This is a genomic window from Streptomyces sp. UW30 (assembly GCF_008042075.1).
GTDB lineage: Bacteria > Actinomycetota > Actinomycetes > Streptomycetales > Streptomycetaceae > Streptomyces.
Map to the genome: position 1 here is coordinate 60,329 of NZ_RDBN01000027.1, position 17,441 is coordinate 77,769.

Annotated in this window: 15 protein-coding genes; 3 read left to right on the forward strand and 12 right to left on the reverse strand. The window is 71.3% G+C overall.

What is annotated here, in order from left to right; translation table 11 throughout:
* Positions 1-17: 17 nt before the first annotated feature.
* Both EAO75_RS14290 and EAO75_RS14295 read right to left on the reverse strand, forming a co-directional pair.
* Positions 18-368, reverse strand: coding sequence for a hypothetical protein (locus tag EAO75_RS14290; protein WP_147995430.1), 351 nt, complete (start codon positions 366-368; stop codon positions 18-20).
* A gap of 74 nt (positions 369-442) precedes the next feature.
* Positions 443-1,453 (reverse strand): GlxA family transcriptional regulator, encoded by a 1,011-nt coding sequence (locus tag EAO75_RS14295; RefSeq protein ID WP_147995431.1) that lies wholly within the window; start codon positions 1,451-1,453, stop codon positions 443-445.
* A 214-nt stretch (positions 1,454-1,667) separates the two neighbouring features.
* On the opposite strand from EAO75_RS14295, the gene EAO75_RS14300 reads away from it, so the two are divergent.
* Together EAO75_RS14300 and EAO75_RS14305 are read left to right on the forward strand one after the other, a co-directional pair.
* The gene (locus EAO75_RS14300; protein ID WP_147995432.1) at positions 1,668-2,129 is read left to right on the forward strand and encodes a DUF2269 family protein; all 462 of its coding nucleotides are present in this window, start codon (positions 1,668-1,670) and stop codon (positions 2,127-2,129) included.
* 169 nt (positions 2,130-2,298) lie between these two features.
* Positions 2,299-2,514, forward strand: coding sequence for a hypothetical protein (locus EAO75_RS14305; protein WP_147995433.1), 216 nt, complete (start codon positions 2,299-2,301; stop codon positions 2,512-2,514).
* A gap of 6 nt (positions 2,515-2,520) precedes the next feature.
* Here the strand turns inward: EAO75_RS14305 and tgmB are convergent, their stop codons facing one another.
* The 10 genes from tgmB to EAO75_RS14355 form a co-directional block, all read right to left on the reverse strand.
* The gene (gene tgmB / locus EAO75_RS14310) at positions 2,521-3,495 is read right to left on the reverse strand and encodes an ATP-grasp ribosomal peptide maturase (protein WP_147995434.1); all 975 of its coding nucleotides are present in this window, start codon (positions 3,493-3,495) and stop codon (positions 2,521-2,523) included.
* Between the two features lie 16 nt (positions 3,496-3,511).
* On the reverse strand, positions 3,512-3,703 hold the full coding sequence (tgmA, locus tag EAO75_RS14315; RefSeq protein WP_147995435.1) for a putative ATP-grasp-modified RiPP: 192 nt from the start codon (positions 3,701-3,703) through the stop codon (positions 3,512-3,514).
* Between the two features lie 117 nt (positions 3,704-3,820).
* Positions 3,821-4,117: a DUF1232 domain-containing protein gene (locus EAO75_RS14320; protein ID WP_147995436.1), complete on the reverse strand. Its 297-nt coding sequence runs from the start codon at positions 4,115-4,117 to the stop codon at positions 3,821-3,823.
* A gap of 268 nt (positions 4,118-4,385) precedes the next feature.
* Complete coding sequence (locus EAO75_RS14325) at positions 4,386-5,558, reverse strand: hypothetical protein (RefSeq protein WP_147995437.1); 1,173 nt, start codon at positions 5,556-5,558, stop codon at positions 4,386-4,388.
* Positions 5,559-5,776: 218 nt separating this feature from the next.
* Positions 5,777-6,271 (reverse strand): lamin tail domain-containing protein, encoded by a 495-nt coding sequence (locus tag EAO75_RS14330; RefSeq protein ID WP_147995438.1) that lies wholly within the window; start codon positions 6,269-6,271, stop codon positions 5,777-5,779.
* Positions 6,272-6,373: 102 nt separating this feature from the next.
* Positions 6,374-7,339 (reverse strand): DUF1152 domain-containing protein, encoded by a 966-nt coding sequence (locus tag EAO75_RS14335; protein ID WP_147995439.1) that lies wholly within the window; start codon positions 7,337-7,339, stop codon positions 6,374-6,376.
* Between the two features lie 99 nt (positions 7,340-7,438).
* Positions 7,439-8,803, reverse strand: coding sequence for an FAD-dependent oxidoreductase (locus EAO75_RS14340; protein ID WP_147995440.1), 1,365 nt, complete (start codon positions 8,801-8,803; stop codon positions 7,439-7,441).
* 181 nt (positions 8,804-8,984) lie between these two features.
* Positions 8,985-9,803 carry a chitosanase gene (locus EAO75_RS14345; RefSeq protein ID WP_147995441.1) on the reverse strand — a complete coding sequence of 273 codons (819 nt, stop codon included), beginning with the start codon at positions 9,801-9,803 and terminating at the stop codon, positions 8,985-8,987.
* 132 nt (positions 9,804-9,935) lie between these two features.
* Positions 9,936-12,713 (reverse strand): SpoIIE family protein phosphatase/ATP-binding protein, encoded by a 2,778-nt coding sequence (locus tag EAO75_RS14350; RefSeq protein WP_147995442.1) that lies wholly within the window; start codon positions 12,711-12,713, stop codon positions 9,936-9,938.
* A 166-nt stretch (positions 12,714-12,879) separates the two neighbouring features.
* On the reverse strand, positions 12,880-15,405 hold the full coding sequence (locus EAO75_RS14355; RefSeq protein WP_147995443.1) for a SpoIIE family protein phosphatase: 2,526 nt from the start codon (positions 15,403-15,405) through the stop codon (positions 12,880-12,882).
* Positions 15,406-15,758: 353 nt separating this feature from the next.
* On the opposite strand from EAO75_RS14355, the gene EAO75_RS14360 reads away from it, so the two are divergent.
* On the forward strand, positions 15,759-17,441 hold the full coding sequence (locus tag EAO75_RS14360) for a hypothetical protein (protein ID WP_147995444.1): 1,683 nt from the start codon (positions 15,759-15,761) through the stop codon (positions 17,439-17,441).

Genomic DNA, 17,441 nt, shown 5'->3' on the forward strand with positions numbered 1-17,441 from the left:
GACGGCGTCGCGGACGCTCACGCCGCGCTGCTGCTGCGCGGCATCCAGTGCCGGCACGTCAGCTCGTGCTCGGTGCCGAGGCTCGTCCACCAGCGCTCGCAGCACGCGGAGTCGAGCTCCGCCCGCACGATCGCGTCGGCGGCGTCGCCGCTGCTGCGTGAGGCCCGCGCGATCAAGTCCAGCAGAATCTGCCGCTGTTCGCCGATCACCGTCTCCCGTACGACGGCGATGACCGGCACGAGACTGGCGGCCGCGAACAGACAGGCGGCCCAGACCGGGCCGTAGCGGACTTCGAGGATCGAGGTCCAGGCGAGCCCCGCGCTCGTGGCGACGTAGAGGACACACAGCAGGCGGCTGGAGCAGTTCATGGGCGTACACCGTCCTTTGGGGCGGATCGAATCGCCCTGTCCAACTGCTCACCGCCCTCGGGGATTCGGGTGAATTATCCCACCGTGACTGACTGGAGGCGGTCCGCCGCCGACGACGGGGCGGCGTCGACCGTGGCCTTCCCCTGGAAAGCGGACCGATAGGAGTGCGGCGTCGTGCCCACCACCCGGCGGAAGCGCTCACGGAACGCCGTCGGTGAACCGAACCCCGCCTGGCGTGCGATTCGCTCGATCGGATGGTCGCTGTTCTCCAGCAGATACTGGGCTCGCCGCACCCTTGCCCGCAGCAGCCACTGCAACGGAGTCGTGCCGGTCTGCTCACGGAACCGGCGGCTGAAGGTCCGCTCACTCATCCCGGACCGCTCCGCCATCGCCCCCAGGGTGACCTCGCCGGCCAGGTTGTCCTCGATCCACTCCAGCAGGGGTTCCAGCGCCGAGCCGCGTGGCACGGGCGGGTGCTCGTGCACGATGAACTGCGCCTGCCCGCCCTCCCGTTCCAGCGGTACGACCGACATGCGGGCGGTGTGCGCGGCCACGGCCGAGCCGAGGTCGCGCCGGATCATGTGCAGGCACATGTCCAGTCCCGCGGCGGCTCCGGCGGAGGTGAGGATCTGCCCGTTGTCGACGTACAGCACGTCCGGCTCCACGTGGACGTCCGGGAAGCGCCGGGCCAATTCGTCGGCCGCCATCCAGTGGGTGGTGGCGCGCAGCCCGTCCAGCAGTCCGGCCTCAGCCAGGACGAACGCGCCGACGCACACGGACGCGATCCGTGTGCCGGCCTGCGCTGCCTCACGCAGGGCCGTCGCCACGCGGGCGGAGGGCGGTCCGGTCTCGTCGCAGCCCGGCACGATGATCGTGTCCGCGTCCGCCAGCCCGTCGAGCCCCCGGTCGATGCGCAGGGCGAAGCCCTCCGTGCGCACCTCGGGAGTCTCGGCGCACAGCCGGACCCGGTAGGGCCGGCGGCCGTCCGGCAGTCGCGTCCACCCGAACATCTGGAAGGGCGCCGCCATGTCGAACGGCACCACGTTGTCGAGAACCAGGATCGCCACGGTGTGCATGAGTGCCACCTTAGGCGGGTTCCCGCCATCATCAGAAGCCCAGGTCGCAGGAGTGGGCTTTGGCGTGGGGCCGGACAGGGATGGTGGCGGGAATCCGTTGGATCCTGTCATTTCAGCCCCTGTGCGATCGGCCGGAAGATCCCTAACGTGGGCGAGGCCGCCGCCCCGCACGAGCCGGGCCGCGGCCCCGATGCCACGCCGACCCGGAGACCGACACCCCCCGATGACCAAGATCCTTCTCATCCTTCACGTCCTTGCCGCCATCGTCGCCGTCGGCCCCGTCACCGTCGCGTCCAGCATGTTCCCGCCGGCCGCGCGCCGCGTCCCGGCGACGGACGGCGCCGTCGCCGTCGGCACCGTCCGGCTCCTGCACCGCATCTGCCGCATCTACGCGGCCATCGGCGTGTCGGTCCCCGTCCTCGGTCTGGCCACCGCCCTGGCGATGGGGGTCCTGGGCAGCGGATGGCTCATCACGTCCATCGCCCTGACCGCCGCGGCCGCCGGCATGCTGATCGCGTTCGTCCTGCCCCGCCAGGAGGAAGTCCTGGAGCAACTGGGCGCCGAACAGCCCGTGGAGCGCTCCGCCACCGTGCAACTCGCCATGGCCACCGGCATCTTCAACCTGCTGTGGGCGACCGTCACCATCCTGATGATCGTCCGGCCCGGTTCGACGACCGGAGCCTGAAGGCGGGCAGGTCGGCGGCCCGCGACCACGCTTCGGGGCCGTCATAGCACCCGTTCGTCGCCCGTGAAGCGCTCTGGCAGAATTCGTACTTCAGTGTGCGTCGGCGCCTAGACTCGACAGCCGTGCCCATATGCACACAGGGGCCACGACATGAAAGGCGCGTTGACGGGTGTTTCAGGATTCCCCCATTTACGACCGGCTGATCGCGGAACGCGGCGACATCCCCACTCAGGTGCGCAGGGAGGCCGAACGCGTCAGCCGGGACCTGGAGTTCGTGATGCAGCCGGGGCCGCCGCTCGGCCACGCGCCGGCTCCGGTACGTCCGACGCCTCCCCCTCCGACCTGGCAGCGCAGCGCTCTGCCGCCCGGTCCGCACGCCGGCTGAGCACGGTCAGACCACCCTCGCGCTCGCGCCGTTGACGTGGGACTCCTGCCCGGCGACGGGCCGGGCGAGCCACTCGGCGATGGTGCGTGCTATCGGCTGGCCCGTCTCCACCTCGACGAAGCCGAACTGGCCCGACTGGTTGCACTCCAGGAACCACCACATGCCGTCGGCGTCCTCGACGAAGTCGAAGGCGCCGTAGGACAGTTCGGCGTCCCGCAGGTACGCGCGGACGGCCTCCGCGACGCGCGGCGCGACGTCGACGGGCTCCCACAGCGCGTCGGACGTCGCGAAGCGGACGTCCACCTCGACCTCCGTACCGGTCGCCTTGCGAGCGGCCAGCAACCGGTCGCCGACCGCGGTGAGACGGATGTCGGCCCGCTTGGCGACGCGTCGTTGCAGCAGGGTGGGTCCGTACGCGACGGCGGAGAAGTCCGTGTCCGGGGCGACCCTGCTGGTCGGCACCGCGCGGGGCGGGTTCTGGGGATGCGCGCCGGACACCGGTTTGACCACCAGATCCGGGTAGCGCTCGGCGAACTCGCGGGCGGCCTGCGGGAAAGTCGTGATCAGCGTGGCCGGGACGGGCAGTCCGCAGCGCTGGGCCAGCCGCAGCTGCCAGGGTTTGTGCCGGGCCCGGCGGGCGGCGTCGGGGTGGTTCATCCAGCGGGCCTCGCTGCCGCGCAGCATGCCGTACAGCGCCTGCCCGGCCTCTTCCGTCAACCAGGTAGAGGGGCTGGCCGCCCGCTCGGCCGCGGTTCCCGGCCTGCGCAGCCAGACCGAGCGCAGCCCGGCGATGCTCACCAGGCGTCCCGCGGACGACAGATGGCCGCGGAACGCTCCGTGCACATATTCGCCCGACAGGGACACCCCGTCGGTCAGGTCGGCGGGGTCGAGTCGGAACACCGGAACGCCGGACGCGTTGAGGTGCACCACCACCATGTCCGCCGTCACGTCTTCTTCGCTCGTCAGAATCAAGACGGTCATTGTCGGCCGCCTGCGTTCAGTCGTCGAAGTGAGTCTTGGAGCCCGCTGTGGACGTCGTGGTGCCCAACTCCCGCATCAACGCGTGATCACAGGCGGCTATGCGGCCGTCACGGAGCACGTTCAACTGCATACCGGAGTCGTAGACGTACGGAGCGGTGAACTCCAACTCCGCTGCCGGCCGTGCATAGTTGAGCGCGAACGGTTGCATCGTCTCTCCCTTACAGGTGCAGCTCCGATCGAGCCTGGTCACCCGGCGGCGGCCCTCGGTCACCGACGCCGTTTGGTTTCCACTTACTTAAACGAATCGAACGAGTGATTGGTTTCGTTACTTTCCGTAATCAATGGCGTCCGGCGGTTCCGCCTCGGGAGAGCGGCGCAAGGTACGCAGTGCCAGCAAGAGCACGCCGATGTCGTCCAGATACACCGGATCGGGCAGCAGATCGGTCGGCAGCACGAAGTACAGGACGGCGCCCCAGAACACCCATCGCGGCCCGGTCGGCAGCCCGGAGCGGCGCAGCAGCCGGCGCGTCCGCACGAGCCGCGCCAGCACGCCGACGGCCACGGCGAGCACGACGGCCGCGAGGGCCGCGACGGCGATGATCACGGCGGTGGTGGACTCCACTGACCCTCCTCCTGCCGGTGTCGCGTGTCACACGCACTGTTAGTCGGATGCCCGCTCAGGTCGTGCATGTTGCATGACGACGGTCACCCGGCGGCATCACGTCACCCGTCAGGACGGAAGACGCACAAACGGCCCGGTCACCTGCTCGCCCCGCCCCACCGACGCACCGAACGGCACCCGCCCGACGCAGTAGTCCGCCCCCACGAAACCATCGCATCCGCAGTACGCGCCCCGCCTGCAGCCGCCCGGCTCCCGCGCCGCGCCGGCACTACCGGTCCGACGTCTCCCGCCGGACCTCGACGGCCCCGACGGCCTCGGGCGTCCGCTCGTCACCGGTGTCGGGCGAGGCCTTACGGGGCCGGGTCGAGCTCTTGAGGCGTTCGAAGGTGCGGGTCAGGTGCTGGAGGGGGGACGGTGCCGCGGTGGTGGCCGGCTGGGGCTGCCGCTCGGGTTCGGCGTCGGCGGACTCCCGGTAGGCGGCCAGGGCCGCGTGTGCCTGTTCGGCGGCCTCGCGGTACAGGTCGCGGGACTTGGTCATCGCCTCCAGGGCGTCCGCGTACATCGCCACGAGCTTGCGCTCGCGTGCGAGCTCCTCCTCCAGGGTCAGCAGCCGCCAGTCCTCCCGCAGGGCGGTCAGTGCCTCCCCGCCGCCCTCGGGCACCGGCCGCGGCAGAGCGGCGAAGCGCGTCACGGCGTGGATGAGTTCGGCCGGCTCCGAGCCGTCGAGAAAGACACTGCGTACGGCGAACCCGTCGGCGTCGTAGTCGGCCGGCGCCGGAGCGCCGGGCAGCACCACTGCGCCGCCGCGCGGCACCTGTACGCCGACGTCCCGCAGGGCCCAGTTCACGACGCGCAGTTGGCTGGGTGCGGCGCGATGCTCGACCACCCGGTGCCGCAGGCTCTGCGGCAGCATCCCGGCGAGCGGGACGCGCCCGCGCTGGTCGGTGGTCATGGCCTCGTGGACGACGACATGGATGCTCCACGTGTCCCGTGCGGAGTCCCGCAGCACGCGCCGTACGGCCTTGTCGTCCGAGGGGAGGGGGTTGATGTCCCGCAGGCGCAGACCCGTGACCGCGTCATGGTCCCAGGTCGACTCCGGCTCCTGCGGCCAGAACATCGCGGCCGGCGACGGCCACCGGGGATCCCACGGCGCCTCGGCCTCCGCGACCAGCACCCACTCCTGGCCGCTGTCGGCGCCGCGCTCGACGGTCAGCCGGGCGCGTACGGTCACCGACCGGGCGACCCGCCAGCGGGCCTCGAAGATCCACTCCTGGGCGGCCTCGTCCTCGGGCACTTCCAGGAAGTCGTCGATGGTCAGGCTGTCCTTGAGCCGTCGCAGGCCGGTCCGGACCGCGTCCTGCGGAGCCGGACCTGGGTGGCGGCCGCGGGCCGACCACACTGTCGGAGGAGTCGTGGGGCGGGTGCTGGAGGAGCTGGGCATGGGTCCATCTGTGGGCGGGGGCACGTGCTCGTACAAGTATCGTCGCCGCATATGGATGCCCACGGACCGGGGTCCGCACACGGGGTGTGCTCGATCCGCACCGGACGATGGACGCTCACCCGTGGCCCGCGCCCTGTCCCGTCATGACAATGACTCGGTGAGCAGGACCCGCCCACCATCCGCATTGGGGCGGGTCCTGCTCATCGGCGCGCGTCCGCTCAGTTGTGGTACCCGATGTAGCCGTTGCCGTCCCGGTCGTTCTGGGTCTTGGTGTAGGCGTGCGAGTCCGCCCCGGCGCCCGAGGGCTTGTAGAAGTAGATCGTGTCCTTGTCGTTGTTCCACATGAAGTTGCAGTTGTCGCGGTACACGACGTTGCTGCGGTCCGAGTCGGTGCCGTTGCCGCCGCGCAGCTTCACGTAGTCGCCGGGCTCGAGGTTGTGGTTGGCGGTGAAGGTGAACCGGTTGCCGGTCTTGTCCTTCACGACGTAGCCCTTGAGGTTGACCGTGGTACCGGACGAGTAGTTCTTGATCGTCAAGTATTCCTCGTCGGTGTTGCCGGTGCGGCAGTTGTTGGAGTCGCGGCCCGGCGCGTCGTACTGGATGCCGCGGATCTTCAGCGCGGACGAGTACTCGGTGGCCTGGGCGGGCGCGGCGGCGAGCGCGCCGAGCGTGCCGGCGGCGACGGTGATTGTGGCGAGAATGCGTATACGCATGGAGAAACATCCCCCCTGTGTGGTGCTTCTGTGAAGATCAGGAGTGTATCCACGTGAAACGGCAGCTGTGCCGACTTCACCGAAATGCGAGACGCGGGTGCGTCAGTGCGGGTAGGCCCGAGGTGGCCGTCGACGGGTGAGCTCGTCGCGGAAGTCCGAGATGACCGAGCTGATCTGACGCATCAGGGCGGTGTTCTCGAGCCGTTCGAGATAGAGGTTGTGCCGGGCGAGGGCGGGGGCGTCGACGCAGAAGTAGAGCGCCATGAGCGGGTTCACGAACAGTTCGCCGCCCTTGGTCCGCTCGGTGAACCTGACGTCGCCGAAGTCGCCGCGTACGGCGGCGGCGACGGAACCCTGCACGATGCTCGGATGGTCCGGCGTGCATGACTGCGCGTGCGCCACCGCGTCGAGATAGAGGCGCCCCTCGCGGCTGTCGCGCGGCAGCGAGAACGCGCCCAGGTAGCCGCCCTCGCGATCCAGTGCGGCGAGATTCTCCAGCACCAGGGAGTGGTTGACGCCGTGATACGCGTCCACCCCGAACCCGAGGCACGCCACCAGTCGCACGGCGACCTCGTCCAGCCCGGCCACGGCGCCCAGGCTGGCCATGTCCTCCTCCGGCGTGCCCAGCCCGTCCTCGTCCCCGCGCATCAGGATGTCGGTCCCGCCGTCCACCAGCACGACGGCGTCCACGCCGCCCAGATGCGTCAGGAGGGCACGGTAGGCGGCCCTGAGCGGCTGCACGCCCGTGCGGGCAAACGCGTACACCGTGTCGGGCAGGTCCTGCTCGGCGAGCCACCGCGCGAGGGTGCGCTCGGGGAAGTAGTCACCGCGCGCCGCGGTGTCCGGGCGTATCGCCGCTATGTCGTGGTCCACCCACACGTCGAGGTCCAGCCCGTACAGGTCCGAGAACGACAGGTTCGCCAGGTGGACCTCCTTGCCGGCTGCCCGCAGCGCGAGGGCGAGCGGTAGCCCGGCGTACACGTCGAAACCGCCGCCCGCGCCGGCGACGAGGACCCGCCGCGCGTCGCGCAGGCGGGTGAGAAAAGGGGGCTCAAGGAGTGAGAACACCGGGGGACGCTAACAGGCCGCGATCACCGGGGAGAGGGAAAAAACCCGGAGGGCCGGGGAATGAACCCCCGGCCCTCCAGGTCGGCGTCGGTCGGCGTGTTACGCGCCGCTCTCGCGGAGCATGTTCTCGCGCTCGACGATCTTCACGCGCTCACGGCCCTGCGGCTCGCCCAGCGCCTTCTCGGCGGCGTCGAGCTTGTACCAGCCGTCCCACGTGGTGAACCGGACGCCCCGCTCGGCGAGGAAGGCGTCCACGGCCTCCGGCTCGGGCGAGACGGGCGTCTGCAGACGGTCGTTCGCGAAGTCGTCCAGCAGGTTCGCCACCGTCTCGTTGGCGTCGCCCTTGGTGTGGCCGATCAGACCCACCGGACCACGCCGGATCCAGCCGGTGACGTACGTCGACTGGAGGCGCTCGCCGGACTCCTGGACGACCCGGCCGCCCTCGTCCGGGACCGTGCCCGAGTCGATGTCCCAGGGCAGCTTGGGGAGTTTGTCGGACAGGTAGCCGACGGCGCGGTAGATCGCGGTGAGGTCCCAGTCCTTGAACTCGCCGSTGCCCTTGACGTTGCCGGTGCCGTCGAGGGCGGTGCGCTCGGTGCGCAGGCCGACGACCTTGCCGTCCTCGCCGAGAACCTCGGCGGGCGACTCGAAGAAGTGCAGGAACAGCTTGTGCGGCCGGTCGCCGACGTCGCGGATCGCCCAGTTCTCCAGGGTCTTGGCGACCATGTCGGCCTGCTTGTTGCCGCGCCGGGTCTCGATCGAGCCCTCGTCGTAGTCGATGTCCTCGGGGTCGACGATGACCTCGATGTTGGGGGAGTGGTCCAGCTCCCGCAGCTCCATCGGGGAGAACTTCGCCTGCGCCGGGCCACGGCGGCCGAACACGTGTATCTCCAGCGCCTTGTTGGCCTTCAGGCCCTCGTGGACGTTCGGCGGGATCTCCGTCGGCAGCAGCTCGTCCGCCGTCTTGGCCAGGATGCGGGCCACGTCCAGCGCGACGTTGCCGACACCGAGCACGGCGACCTTCTCCGCCTCCAGCGGCCAGGTGCGCGGCACGTCCGGGTGGCCGTCGTACCAGGAGACGAAGTCCGCCGCGCCGTACGACCCGTCGAGGTCGATGCCCGGGATCGACAGCGCACGGTCGGCCGTGGCGCCCGTCGAGAAGATCACGGCGTCGTAGAACGCGCGCAGGTCGTCCAGGCTGAGGTCGGCCGGGTAGTCGACGTTCCCGAAGAGACGGATCTGCGGCTTGTCGAGGACCTGGTGCAGGGCCGTGATGATGCCCTTGATGCGGGGGTGGTCGGGGGCGACGCCGTAACGGATCAGTCCGAACGGCGCGGGCATGCGCTCGAACAGGTCGATGGACACGCCGGGCTCGGCGGCCACCTCGGACTTGAGCAACGCGTCGGCGGCGTAGATTCCGGCGGGGCCGGCTCCGACGATGGCTACCCGCAGGGGGCGGGGCATGATCAGGTTCCCTTCGAGAGGCGATAGATCGACTCGAACGGGAAGCCTAAACTAAGGCAAGCCTAAGTCGGTACGCGGGTCCAACCTATGAGCTCATAAATCAATTCTATGGGCTGGAGGAGGGGAAGGGGACCGGGGTCGTCGCCTCGCGCCCGCGCGAGGCGACGACCCCGGCTCTGTGTCAGTCGATGTGGAAGCTGTCCCCGTACACCTTCCAGTCGAGCGGCGTATTGAGGTCGAGGTTGCCGTTGCGCAGGAACACCCGCTGGGCCGTGTCGACCCGGCTGGTGTCGCTGTGGGCCTCCTCCTGCTTCATGGCCCACACCCGCGCGTCCAGGAAGGCGTTGAGGTACGTGACCTCGTCACCGCCCTGCGCCGGCGGCCGGGCCCGGTCCAGGGCGCGCCCCCGGATGTTGCGGAAGCTGGTGGGGTCGCTGCCGTCGCCGTGCATGACGATGGCGTCGTAGTAGGCGAACTGGCCGAGGACGCGCAGCCCGTCGGTCTTGCCCTGTTGTACGGCCGGGTTGAAGTACACCCGGTCGCGCTCGTCGTTCTGCGCCTGCTTGAACGCCTGGTCCTGTGCGGCCCGGGCCCAGTCGCGGGGGTAGTTCGGGTCGAGTCCGTCGTGCGAGTCGGTGCCGTCCACCCGGCGCAGCGCCGGCAGGTACGGGGCGAGGATGTTGCCGGGGCTGCGGTCGGCGTACAGCTCGACCAGGTCGAGCATGTCGCCCGTGCCGGAGCAGAAGCCGATGATGCCGGCGGTGTAGCCGCGGCCGTCGCCGATGTCCTCGATGTACTTGTACTGGGCCTTCCAGTCGAGCGAGGAGTTCTCCGCGCTCGACACCAGCTTCATGGCGATCTCCTTCTTCGCCGGGTCGTCGAGCCCCAACGCGGCGCAGAGTGCGGCGGCGTGCGGGGAGTTGAGGAGGGGGGCCGATACCACCGACGCGCCGATGAGGGCGAGAAGGGTGCGGCGTGAGGTGTGCGAGGGGTGCTTCACGGCGGCTCCAAGTGGAGGTGGGGGGTGGGGAGTTGGCCGTACGACACTGATAGGAAGGTTTCCTATCAGACGCCGCGCGTGAGGGGCACCGGTCGCGTCAAAGGTTCGTACCTACCTACAAGCCGGCCGCGGCTACGGCAGCGGCTGCTCCGCCCAGATCACCTTGCCCGCCGGGAGATACCGCGTGCCCCAGCGCTCGGCCAGCTGCGCGACCAGGAACAGACCGCGCCCGCCCTCGTCCGTCATGGCGGCGTAGCGCAGATGCGGCGAGGTGCTGCTGGCGTCGAAGACCTCGCAGATCAGACTCCGGTCGCGCAGCATGCGCACGCGGATCGGGTCACCGCCGTACCGGATTGCGTTGGTGACCAGCTCGCTGAGCATCAGCTCCGTGGCGAACGACAGCTCGTCCAGCCCCCATGCCTCAAGTGTCCGCGTCACCGCGGAGCGCAACTCGGCCACGGCCGCCGGGTCGGACGGCACATCCCATTCGGCCACGTGGTCGGCCCCGAGCGCCCGCGTCCGCGCCACGAGCAGCGCGATGTCGTCGCTCGGCCGGGCCGGCAGCCGTGCCTCGAGGACCGCCTGGCAGGTCTCCTCCGGCGAGCGGTCCGCCCCGGTCAGCGCCTCGCGCAACTGCGCCAGGCCCTCGTCGATGTCGTGGTCCCGGTCCTCCACCAGGCCGTCCGTGTACAGCACGAGCCGGCTGTCCTGCGCGAGCTCCAGCTCGGCCGACTCGAACGGCAGCCCGCCCAGGCCCAGCGGGGGACCGGCGGGCACCTCGGGAAACTCGACGGTGCCGTCCGGCCGGACCAGGGCCGGCGGCGGATGGCCGGCGCGGGAGATCGTGCACCGCCGGGAGACCGGGTCGTAGACCGCATACAGACAGGTCGCGCCGGTCACCGGGGCGCTGTCGCCCTCCTGGGCCTCGTCCTGGTCGATCCGGGCCACCAGCTCGTCCAGCAGCCCGAGCAACTCGTCGGGCGGCAGGTCCAGGGCGGAGAAGTTGTGCACGGCCGTACGCAGCCGCCCCATCGTGGCCGCCGCGTGCAGCCCGTGGCCCACGACGTCCCCCACCACCAGTGCGACCCGGGTACCGGACAGCGGCAGCACGTCGAACCAGTCACCGCCCACTCCGGCCTGCGCCGGCAGATACCGGTAGGCGATGTCGAGGGCGTTCTGCTCGGGGAGGCTGCGCGGCAGCAGGCTGCGCTGGAGCGTGACCGCCATGCTGTGCTCGCGCGTGTACCGGCGGGCGTTGTCGATGGACACCGCCGCCCGGGCGACCAGCTCCTCGGCGAGCGCCACCTCGTCGGCGTCGAACGGCTCGCCCTTCTGCGACCGCCAGAAACTCACCACGCCCAGCAGCAGCGACCCCGCCCTCAGCGGCACCGCGATCAGCGAGTGGATGCCGAAGTCCACCACCTGCGCCGAGCGCTCCAGATCCTGCGCCCGCCAGCCCGGCGCCTCCAGCAGCCGCGGCTCGATGACGGCATGCCCGTCGCTCAGCGCCCGGGCCTGCGGTGAGGAGTCGACGAACCGGATGTGCTCGCCCACCGGATACAGCGGCGCGGCCTTGCGTATCCCGCTGAACGCCGTACGCCGCAGCCGGGTCGTCGCCTCCGGCTGCCCGCCGCCCAGCACGGCGTCGAAGAGGTCGACGGTGGCGAAGTCCGCGAAGCGGGGCACCGCCAGCTCCGCCAGTTCCTCGGCGGTGCGGGTGACGTCCAGGCTGGTGCCGATGCCCACCCCGGCGTCGTACAGCATGTTGAGGCGCTCGCGGGCCTCCTCGGCGCGACCGGACAGGGCCCGCAGCTCGGTCGAGTCGCGCAGGGTGGCCACGCTGCCGGAGGGGCGGCCCCTGAGATGGGTGGGGCGCTGGTTGACGGCGAGGAGCCGGTCCTTGACCAGGTGCACCTCGTCGGTGGCCATCCGGCCGGAGTCCAGCAGCTCGGCGGTGTCGGCGGCGAGGCCGAGCTGGAGCACCTTGCGTCCCTCGGCGTCCTCGGGCAGGTCGAGGAGGCGGTGTGCCTCGTCGTTGGCGAGGAGCAGCCTGCCCTCGTCGCCGACGATGATGACGCCCTCCCGCACGGCGTGCAGGACGGCGTCGTGGTGCTCGTACATCCTGGTCATCTCGTCCGGCCCGAGGCCGTGCGTCTGGCGCAGCAGCCGTCTGCTGACCAGTGCGGTGCCGCCCGTGGACAGGGCGAGCGCGACAGCGGCGGCGCTCAGGACGAGCGGCAGCTGCCGGTCCGCGGTGCCGCCCACGGTGTCCGTCGTGATCCCGGCCGACACGAGGCCGACGACCTTCCCGTCCGGATCCTCGATCGGGACGACGGCCTGCACGAGCGGGCCGATGGTTCCCGTGATCTGCTCGGTCACCACCTTGCCCTCGAGCGCGGGCTCCAGGTTCCCGACGAAGTGCTTGCCGATGCGGTCGGGCTTGGGGTGGGTGTAGCGGATGCCGTCGGTGTTCATGACGACGATGAAGTCCACGCCGGTGGCCTCGCGCGCCGCCTCGGCCCGCGGCTGGAGCACGGCGGTGGGATCCGGGCTCTGCAGCGCCTCCCGGGTGCCCGGCGCGTTCGCGAACGACTCGGCCACCGCGACCGAGCGGTTGCGCGCCTCCTGCGTGCTGTCGTACCGCACCTGAAGCACCAGCGCGACCACCGCGGCGACGACCAGCAGCAGCACGATCACGACCTGGAGCAGGAACACCTGACCGGCGACGCTGCGCCCGCCGACGGTCGCCCGCAGCCAGCCGAGCGGGCCCTTGCGCGACCCCTCGTCGCCGGGATCGAACGGCATTCCCCGCTCGGGCACCACAGTGCCGCGGTCGGGCGCACGCCGGGTGCGCGGACCGCTGGGACGACGTGCCGACCGGGCCCCGGATCGACCCGATAGTCGGACCATGTGCCCATGTCTACACTGCTGCGCCGCCGGAGGCGAGGGACGTCACGGACCGTGACAGGAGCTGTTTCCCGATCCACACGACGATCACCGCCGTGATCCACCGAAACCGGGCAACTCCCGTCCCCGTCACGGCAGTACGACACCGAAGGCGCCGGGCACCGGCCCCTCACTTCCGGCGCAGCGGTGTGGCGCGCCGGGTGGCGAGCAGCAGCGCGATGTCGTCGGGGCGGTCCGCCATGTGCCGGGCCGTCGCGGTCAGCCGGTCCGCGAGGCTCGCCAGCGAGCGGCCGCCCGGGCGGGCACCGGGTCCACCGGCCCTCGCGAGCGCCACCCGCAGCGCGCTGATGCCGTCGTCGATGTCGACACCGGGCCGCTCGACCAGCCCGTCCGTGTACAGCGCCAGCACGGCACCGGGCTCCATCCGCAGCTCCTCCACCGGGTACTGCGCCTGCGGGTCCACACCGAGCACCACTCCGCCCGGCAGGTCCACGAGTTGCGTACGGCCGTCCGGGCGGCGCAGCAGCGGGCGCGGGTGCCCGGCCACGACCGCCTGCGCGACGCCGGTCGCGGGGTCCAGCCGGATGTAGCAGCAGCTCGCGAACAGACCGGGGTCGAGGTCGATGAGCAGGTGGTTGGTGCCGCTCATGACCTCGTCCGGGGGCCGGTCGCCGAGGGCGAAGGCACGGACGGCGCTGCGCAGCTGGCCCATGGTGGCCGCCGCCTGCACGCCGTGCCCCTGCACATCACCGATGACCAGCGCGAGAGCGTCCCCGGCGGGCACGACGTCGTACCAGTCGCCGCCCACCTCCATGCCCTGGGTGCCCGGCAGATAGCGCCCCGCGGTCTCCAGCAGCGGGTGCTCCGACAGCCGTCGGGGGAGCAGCGCCTGCTGGAGCCCGCGGGCGAGCGCGGCCTCGCTCTCGTAGCGCTGGGCCTTCTCCAGGGCGTGTGCGATCAGTCCGGCCATGGCGGTGAGCACCGCGCGCTCCTCGCCGCTGAAGCTGCGCGGCCGGTCGAAGCCGAGGATGCAGGAACCGACGGGGCGGCCGGAGGCGATCAGCGGCAGGAAGGCGCGGGCGCCCTCCGTCGCGTCCAGCGCGATGCCCGGGTAGGCGTCGGCGAGCTGCTGCATGTCGTCGAAGAACAGTGGGCGCCCGGTGGTGAGCGTCTCCACGCCCGGCAGCCCCTCGTCCAGTCCCACACCGTCGAACGGGGCGAGGAATCCCTTGGGGAAGCCCGTCTCCCAGGCCAGGAACAGATGCCGCTCCTGGAGCAGGTAGATGGCCAGCCGGCGGCCGCCGAACACGGGGAGCAGCTCCCGCATCACCACGGCGGACACCTGCCGGGGCGTGACCGCCTCCGTCAGTGCGATGGCGAGGACTATGGGGCGGTACAGGGGAGCGAGCGACTGCGCTCCGGCGGGCTCCGGCGTGCCGGGCGCGTCCGGGAGATCGGCGGGGGTGTCCGTGACCCCGTGCCCCGGGCGGATCGTGATGGTGAGCAGGTCGGGGCCGGGATACGCGGACAGGGAGAGCAACTCGTCCCCGAACGTGCGGGTGGCGGATTCGTGCTGGTCGTCGGACGGTTTGCGGACGTGGAAGTGCACCGGCTCCGGGGACAGCAGGGCCACCCGCAGATGGTCCTCGACGGCGGGCTGGTTCAGCCAGGGCACGCTCTCCCACAGAGTCCGGCCCAGCAGCTCGCCGCGCGGCACGCGCAGCAGCTGCGCCGCGTGCGGATTCGCGTAGACGACCGCCCCCAGCCGGTCCAGGCAGAACACCCCGTCCGGCAGCAGATCCGCCGCGACCTCCGCCACCGCGCCCGCCCCCGGGTCGAGCACGACACCGCGTACGTGCGCCGCACCGAAGGGAGCCGATTCGTCGTACGGCCCCCAGACCTCGACCAGTCGCGGCGCGCCGTTGGCCGCGCGCACATACAGCGGCAGGGCCGGTGGCCGCCCGCCCGCCGCCTCCCGCAGCGCGGCCAGAATCCGGTCCGTGTCACCCGGGGCGACGGCCCGCACGAACTCCTCCACGGTGGCGTGGGCCTCGCCCGGGACGGCACCCAGGACGACGTTCAGCCGCTCCTCGGCGGTGACGACGTTCGTCGCCGGGTCCCAGGCGAACCGGCCCAGGTAGCCGGAGGGCCGACGCCTGGCCGGCGGCCTTACGCACAGCGGCCCGCCGTCCCAGGACACCGCCGATGCGCCCTCGTCCTCCAGGGGCCGCAGCGCCGACCCCAGTTCCTTCGCCAGCTGGGCCATCCGCTCGCGCACGGGCAGCAGCTCCGTGGCGTCCTGCGCCGACGGCCGCAGCACGGTCAGCACACCGAAGATCGACGATCCGCCGGTCACGGGGACGTACAGGGATCCGAACTGGAACGGCAGACCGGCGGCGAACTGCGGGTAGCGGCGCATCGTCTCCGTCGCGTTCGGCAGCACCACCTCGACGCCCAGCCGGTAGGCGTCCGCGACGGGGAACGGCCGGTCCACATGCAACCGCCACCACGGCCGGAACAACGGCCCCGGCAGCCCTTCCAGCACCGCCAGACGGAGCAGTCCGGGCGTGCTGGAGCGCAGGTAGACCCCTCCCGCGTGGCCGCCGGCTGCGCTGATCGCCTCTGCCGAGGCATCGATCAGCAGCGCCGCCAGCCTGCCGGGCGTCCGCTCTGCGCCCTCGGCGCTCCCAGTCATCGGCCCTACCTCGTCAGTACGCCGTCACGCGCGCGACACAGCAAGAATGCGCCACGACGCACCTCGCCCGCACCTGGGCGGCGAAAGTCCGACGGCGCCCAGGGTGCCGCCGAGCCGCCGGAGCCCCGGTCATCACGGGGGAGAAGCCCGGTGGATCCCGGGCATCCACCCACTGCGGCCCGGCATGCACCACAGGCGAAAACCGGACGTCATGGCCAGGGGTACCGCGGTCGCCGTTCCACCAAGCCTCGTCCACCCGCGAGTACCCGCAACCGGCCCGTCCCCTCCCCGTTGTCTCTGCGGAACACTCGGAAGCAACCCGGCCGGTCCGGCACAGGCAGGAGAGCAGTCGCATGGAGTACTACGACCTCGGCACCCACACCCGCTCCGTCACCACATCCTGCGCACAGGCCCAGCTCTGGTTCGACCGCGGCCTGGTGTGGACGTACGCCTTCCACCACGAGGAGGCCGTCGCCTGCTTCGAGGCCGCCGCCGCGGCCGACCCCGACTGCGCCATGGCCTACTGGGGCATCGCCTACGCGCTCGGGCCGAACTACAACAAACCCTGGGAGTTCTTCGACGACCAGGACCTCGCCCGCACCGTCGACCGCACCCACGCCGCCGTGGAGCTGGCCCACGAGAAGGCGGCGCACGCCACGCCCGTCGAGCAGGCCCTGATCGCCGCACTGCGCGCCCGCTACCCGCAGGCCAAGGCGGTGGAGGACTGCTCGGTCTGGAACGCCCCCTACGCCGAAGGCATGCGCGCGGTCTACGAGCTCGCCCCTGACGACCTCGACGTCGCCACCCTGTACGCGGACGCCCTGATGAACCTCACGCCCTGGCAGCTGTGGGACCTCAGGACCGGCGAACCGGCCGAGGGTGCCCGCACGCCGGAGGCCAAGGCCGTCCTCGACCGGGCCCTCGCCCGCCGCGCCGGGCGCGATCACCCGGGGGTGGTCCACCTGTACATCCACCTCATGGAGATGTCCCCGACCCCGGAGGCGGCCCTGTCCGTCGCCGACCGGCTGCGGGGACTGGTGCCGGACGCCGGGCACCTCAACCACATGCCCTCGCACCTGGAGGTGCTCTGCGGCGACTACCGGCGGGTGGTGTCCGACAACACGGCGGCGATCGTGGCCGACGAGAAGTACCACGCGCGGGCCGGGGCGATGAACTTCTACACCCTGTACCGCTCGCACAACTACCACTTCAGGATCTACGGCGCGATGTTCCTCGGCCGCTCCGACGTCGCCCTGGAGACCGCGGCGCAGCTGGAGGCGTCCATCCCCGAGGACCTGCTGCGGGTGCCGAGCCCGCCCATGGCCGACTGGCTGGAGGGCTTCCTCGCCATGCGCGTCCACGTGCTGATCCGCTTCGGCCGCTGGGACGACATCCTGGACCTGCCGCTGCCCGCCGACCCGGAGCTGTACTGCGTCACGACGGCGATGCTGCACTACGCCCGCGGCGTCGCCCTCTCCGCGACCCACCGCGTCCCGGAGGCGGAGGCGGAACGCCGGCTCTTCCTCGCGGCCGTCGCCCGGGTCCCTGAGACCCGCATGCTCTTCAACAACACCTGCGCCGACATCCTCGCCATCGCCTCGGCGATGCTCGACGGCGAACTGGAGTACCGCAAGGGCGACCACGCCGCCGCCTTCGCCGCACTGGAACGCTCCATCGACCTGGACGACAACCTTCCCTACGACGAACCGTGGGGCTGGATGCAGCCCACCCGGCACGCCTACGGCGCCCTCCTGCTCGAACAGGGGTGCGTCGAGGAGGCCGAGGCGGTGTACCGCGCCGACCTCGGCCTGGACGGCAGCCTCCCGCGCGCCCTCCAGCACCCCGGCAACGTCTGGTCCCTGCACGGCCTCCATGAGTGCCTGATGCGTCTGGGCCGGACCGGGGAGGCGCAGCTGGTGGCCCAGCAGCTGCGTCTCGCCGCCGCGCTCGCGGACGTACCGATCGAGGCCTCGTGCTTCTGCCGGCTCGACACGACCGCCCAAGGGGCCGCTGAGGGCGGCTGCTGCGCCGACTGA

Coding starts and splice junctions, on each gene's coding strand:
- EAO75_RS14290 (WP_147995430.1), bottom strand. CDS start 368: ATGAACTGCTCCAGCCGCCTGCTGTGTGTCCTCTACGTCGCCACGAGC.
- EAO75_RS14300 (WP_147995432.1), top strand. CDS start 1,668: ATGACCAAGATCCTTCTCATCCTTCACGTCCTTGCCGCCATCGTCGCC.
- tgmB (WP_147995434.1), bottom strand. CDS start 3,495: ATGACCGTCTTGATTCTGACGAGCGAAGAAGACGTGACGGCGGACATG.
- tgmA (WP_147995435.1), bottom strand. CDS start 3,703: ATGCAACCGTTCGCGCTCAACTATGCACGGCCGGCAGCGGAGTTGGAG.
- EAO75_RS14325 (WP_147995437.1), bottom strand. CDS start 5,558: ATGCCCAGCTCCTCCAGCACCCGCCCCACGACTCCTCCGACAGTGTGG.
- EAO75_RS14330 (WP_147995438.1), bottom strand. CDS start 6,271: ATGCGTATACGCATTCTCGCCACAATCACCGTCGCCGCCGGCACGCTC.
- EAO75_RS14350 (WP_147995442.1), bottom strand. CDS start 12,713: ATGGTCCGACTATCGGGTCGATCCGGGGCCCGGTCGGCACGTCGTCCC.
- EAO75_RS14355 (WP_147995443.1), bottom strand. CDS start 15,405: ATGACTGGGAGCGCCGAGGGCGCAGAGCGGACGCCCGGCAGGCTGGCG.
- EAO75_RS14360 (WP_147995444.1), top strand. CDS start 15,759: ATGGAGTACTACGACCTCGGCACCCACACCCGCTCCGTCACCACATCC.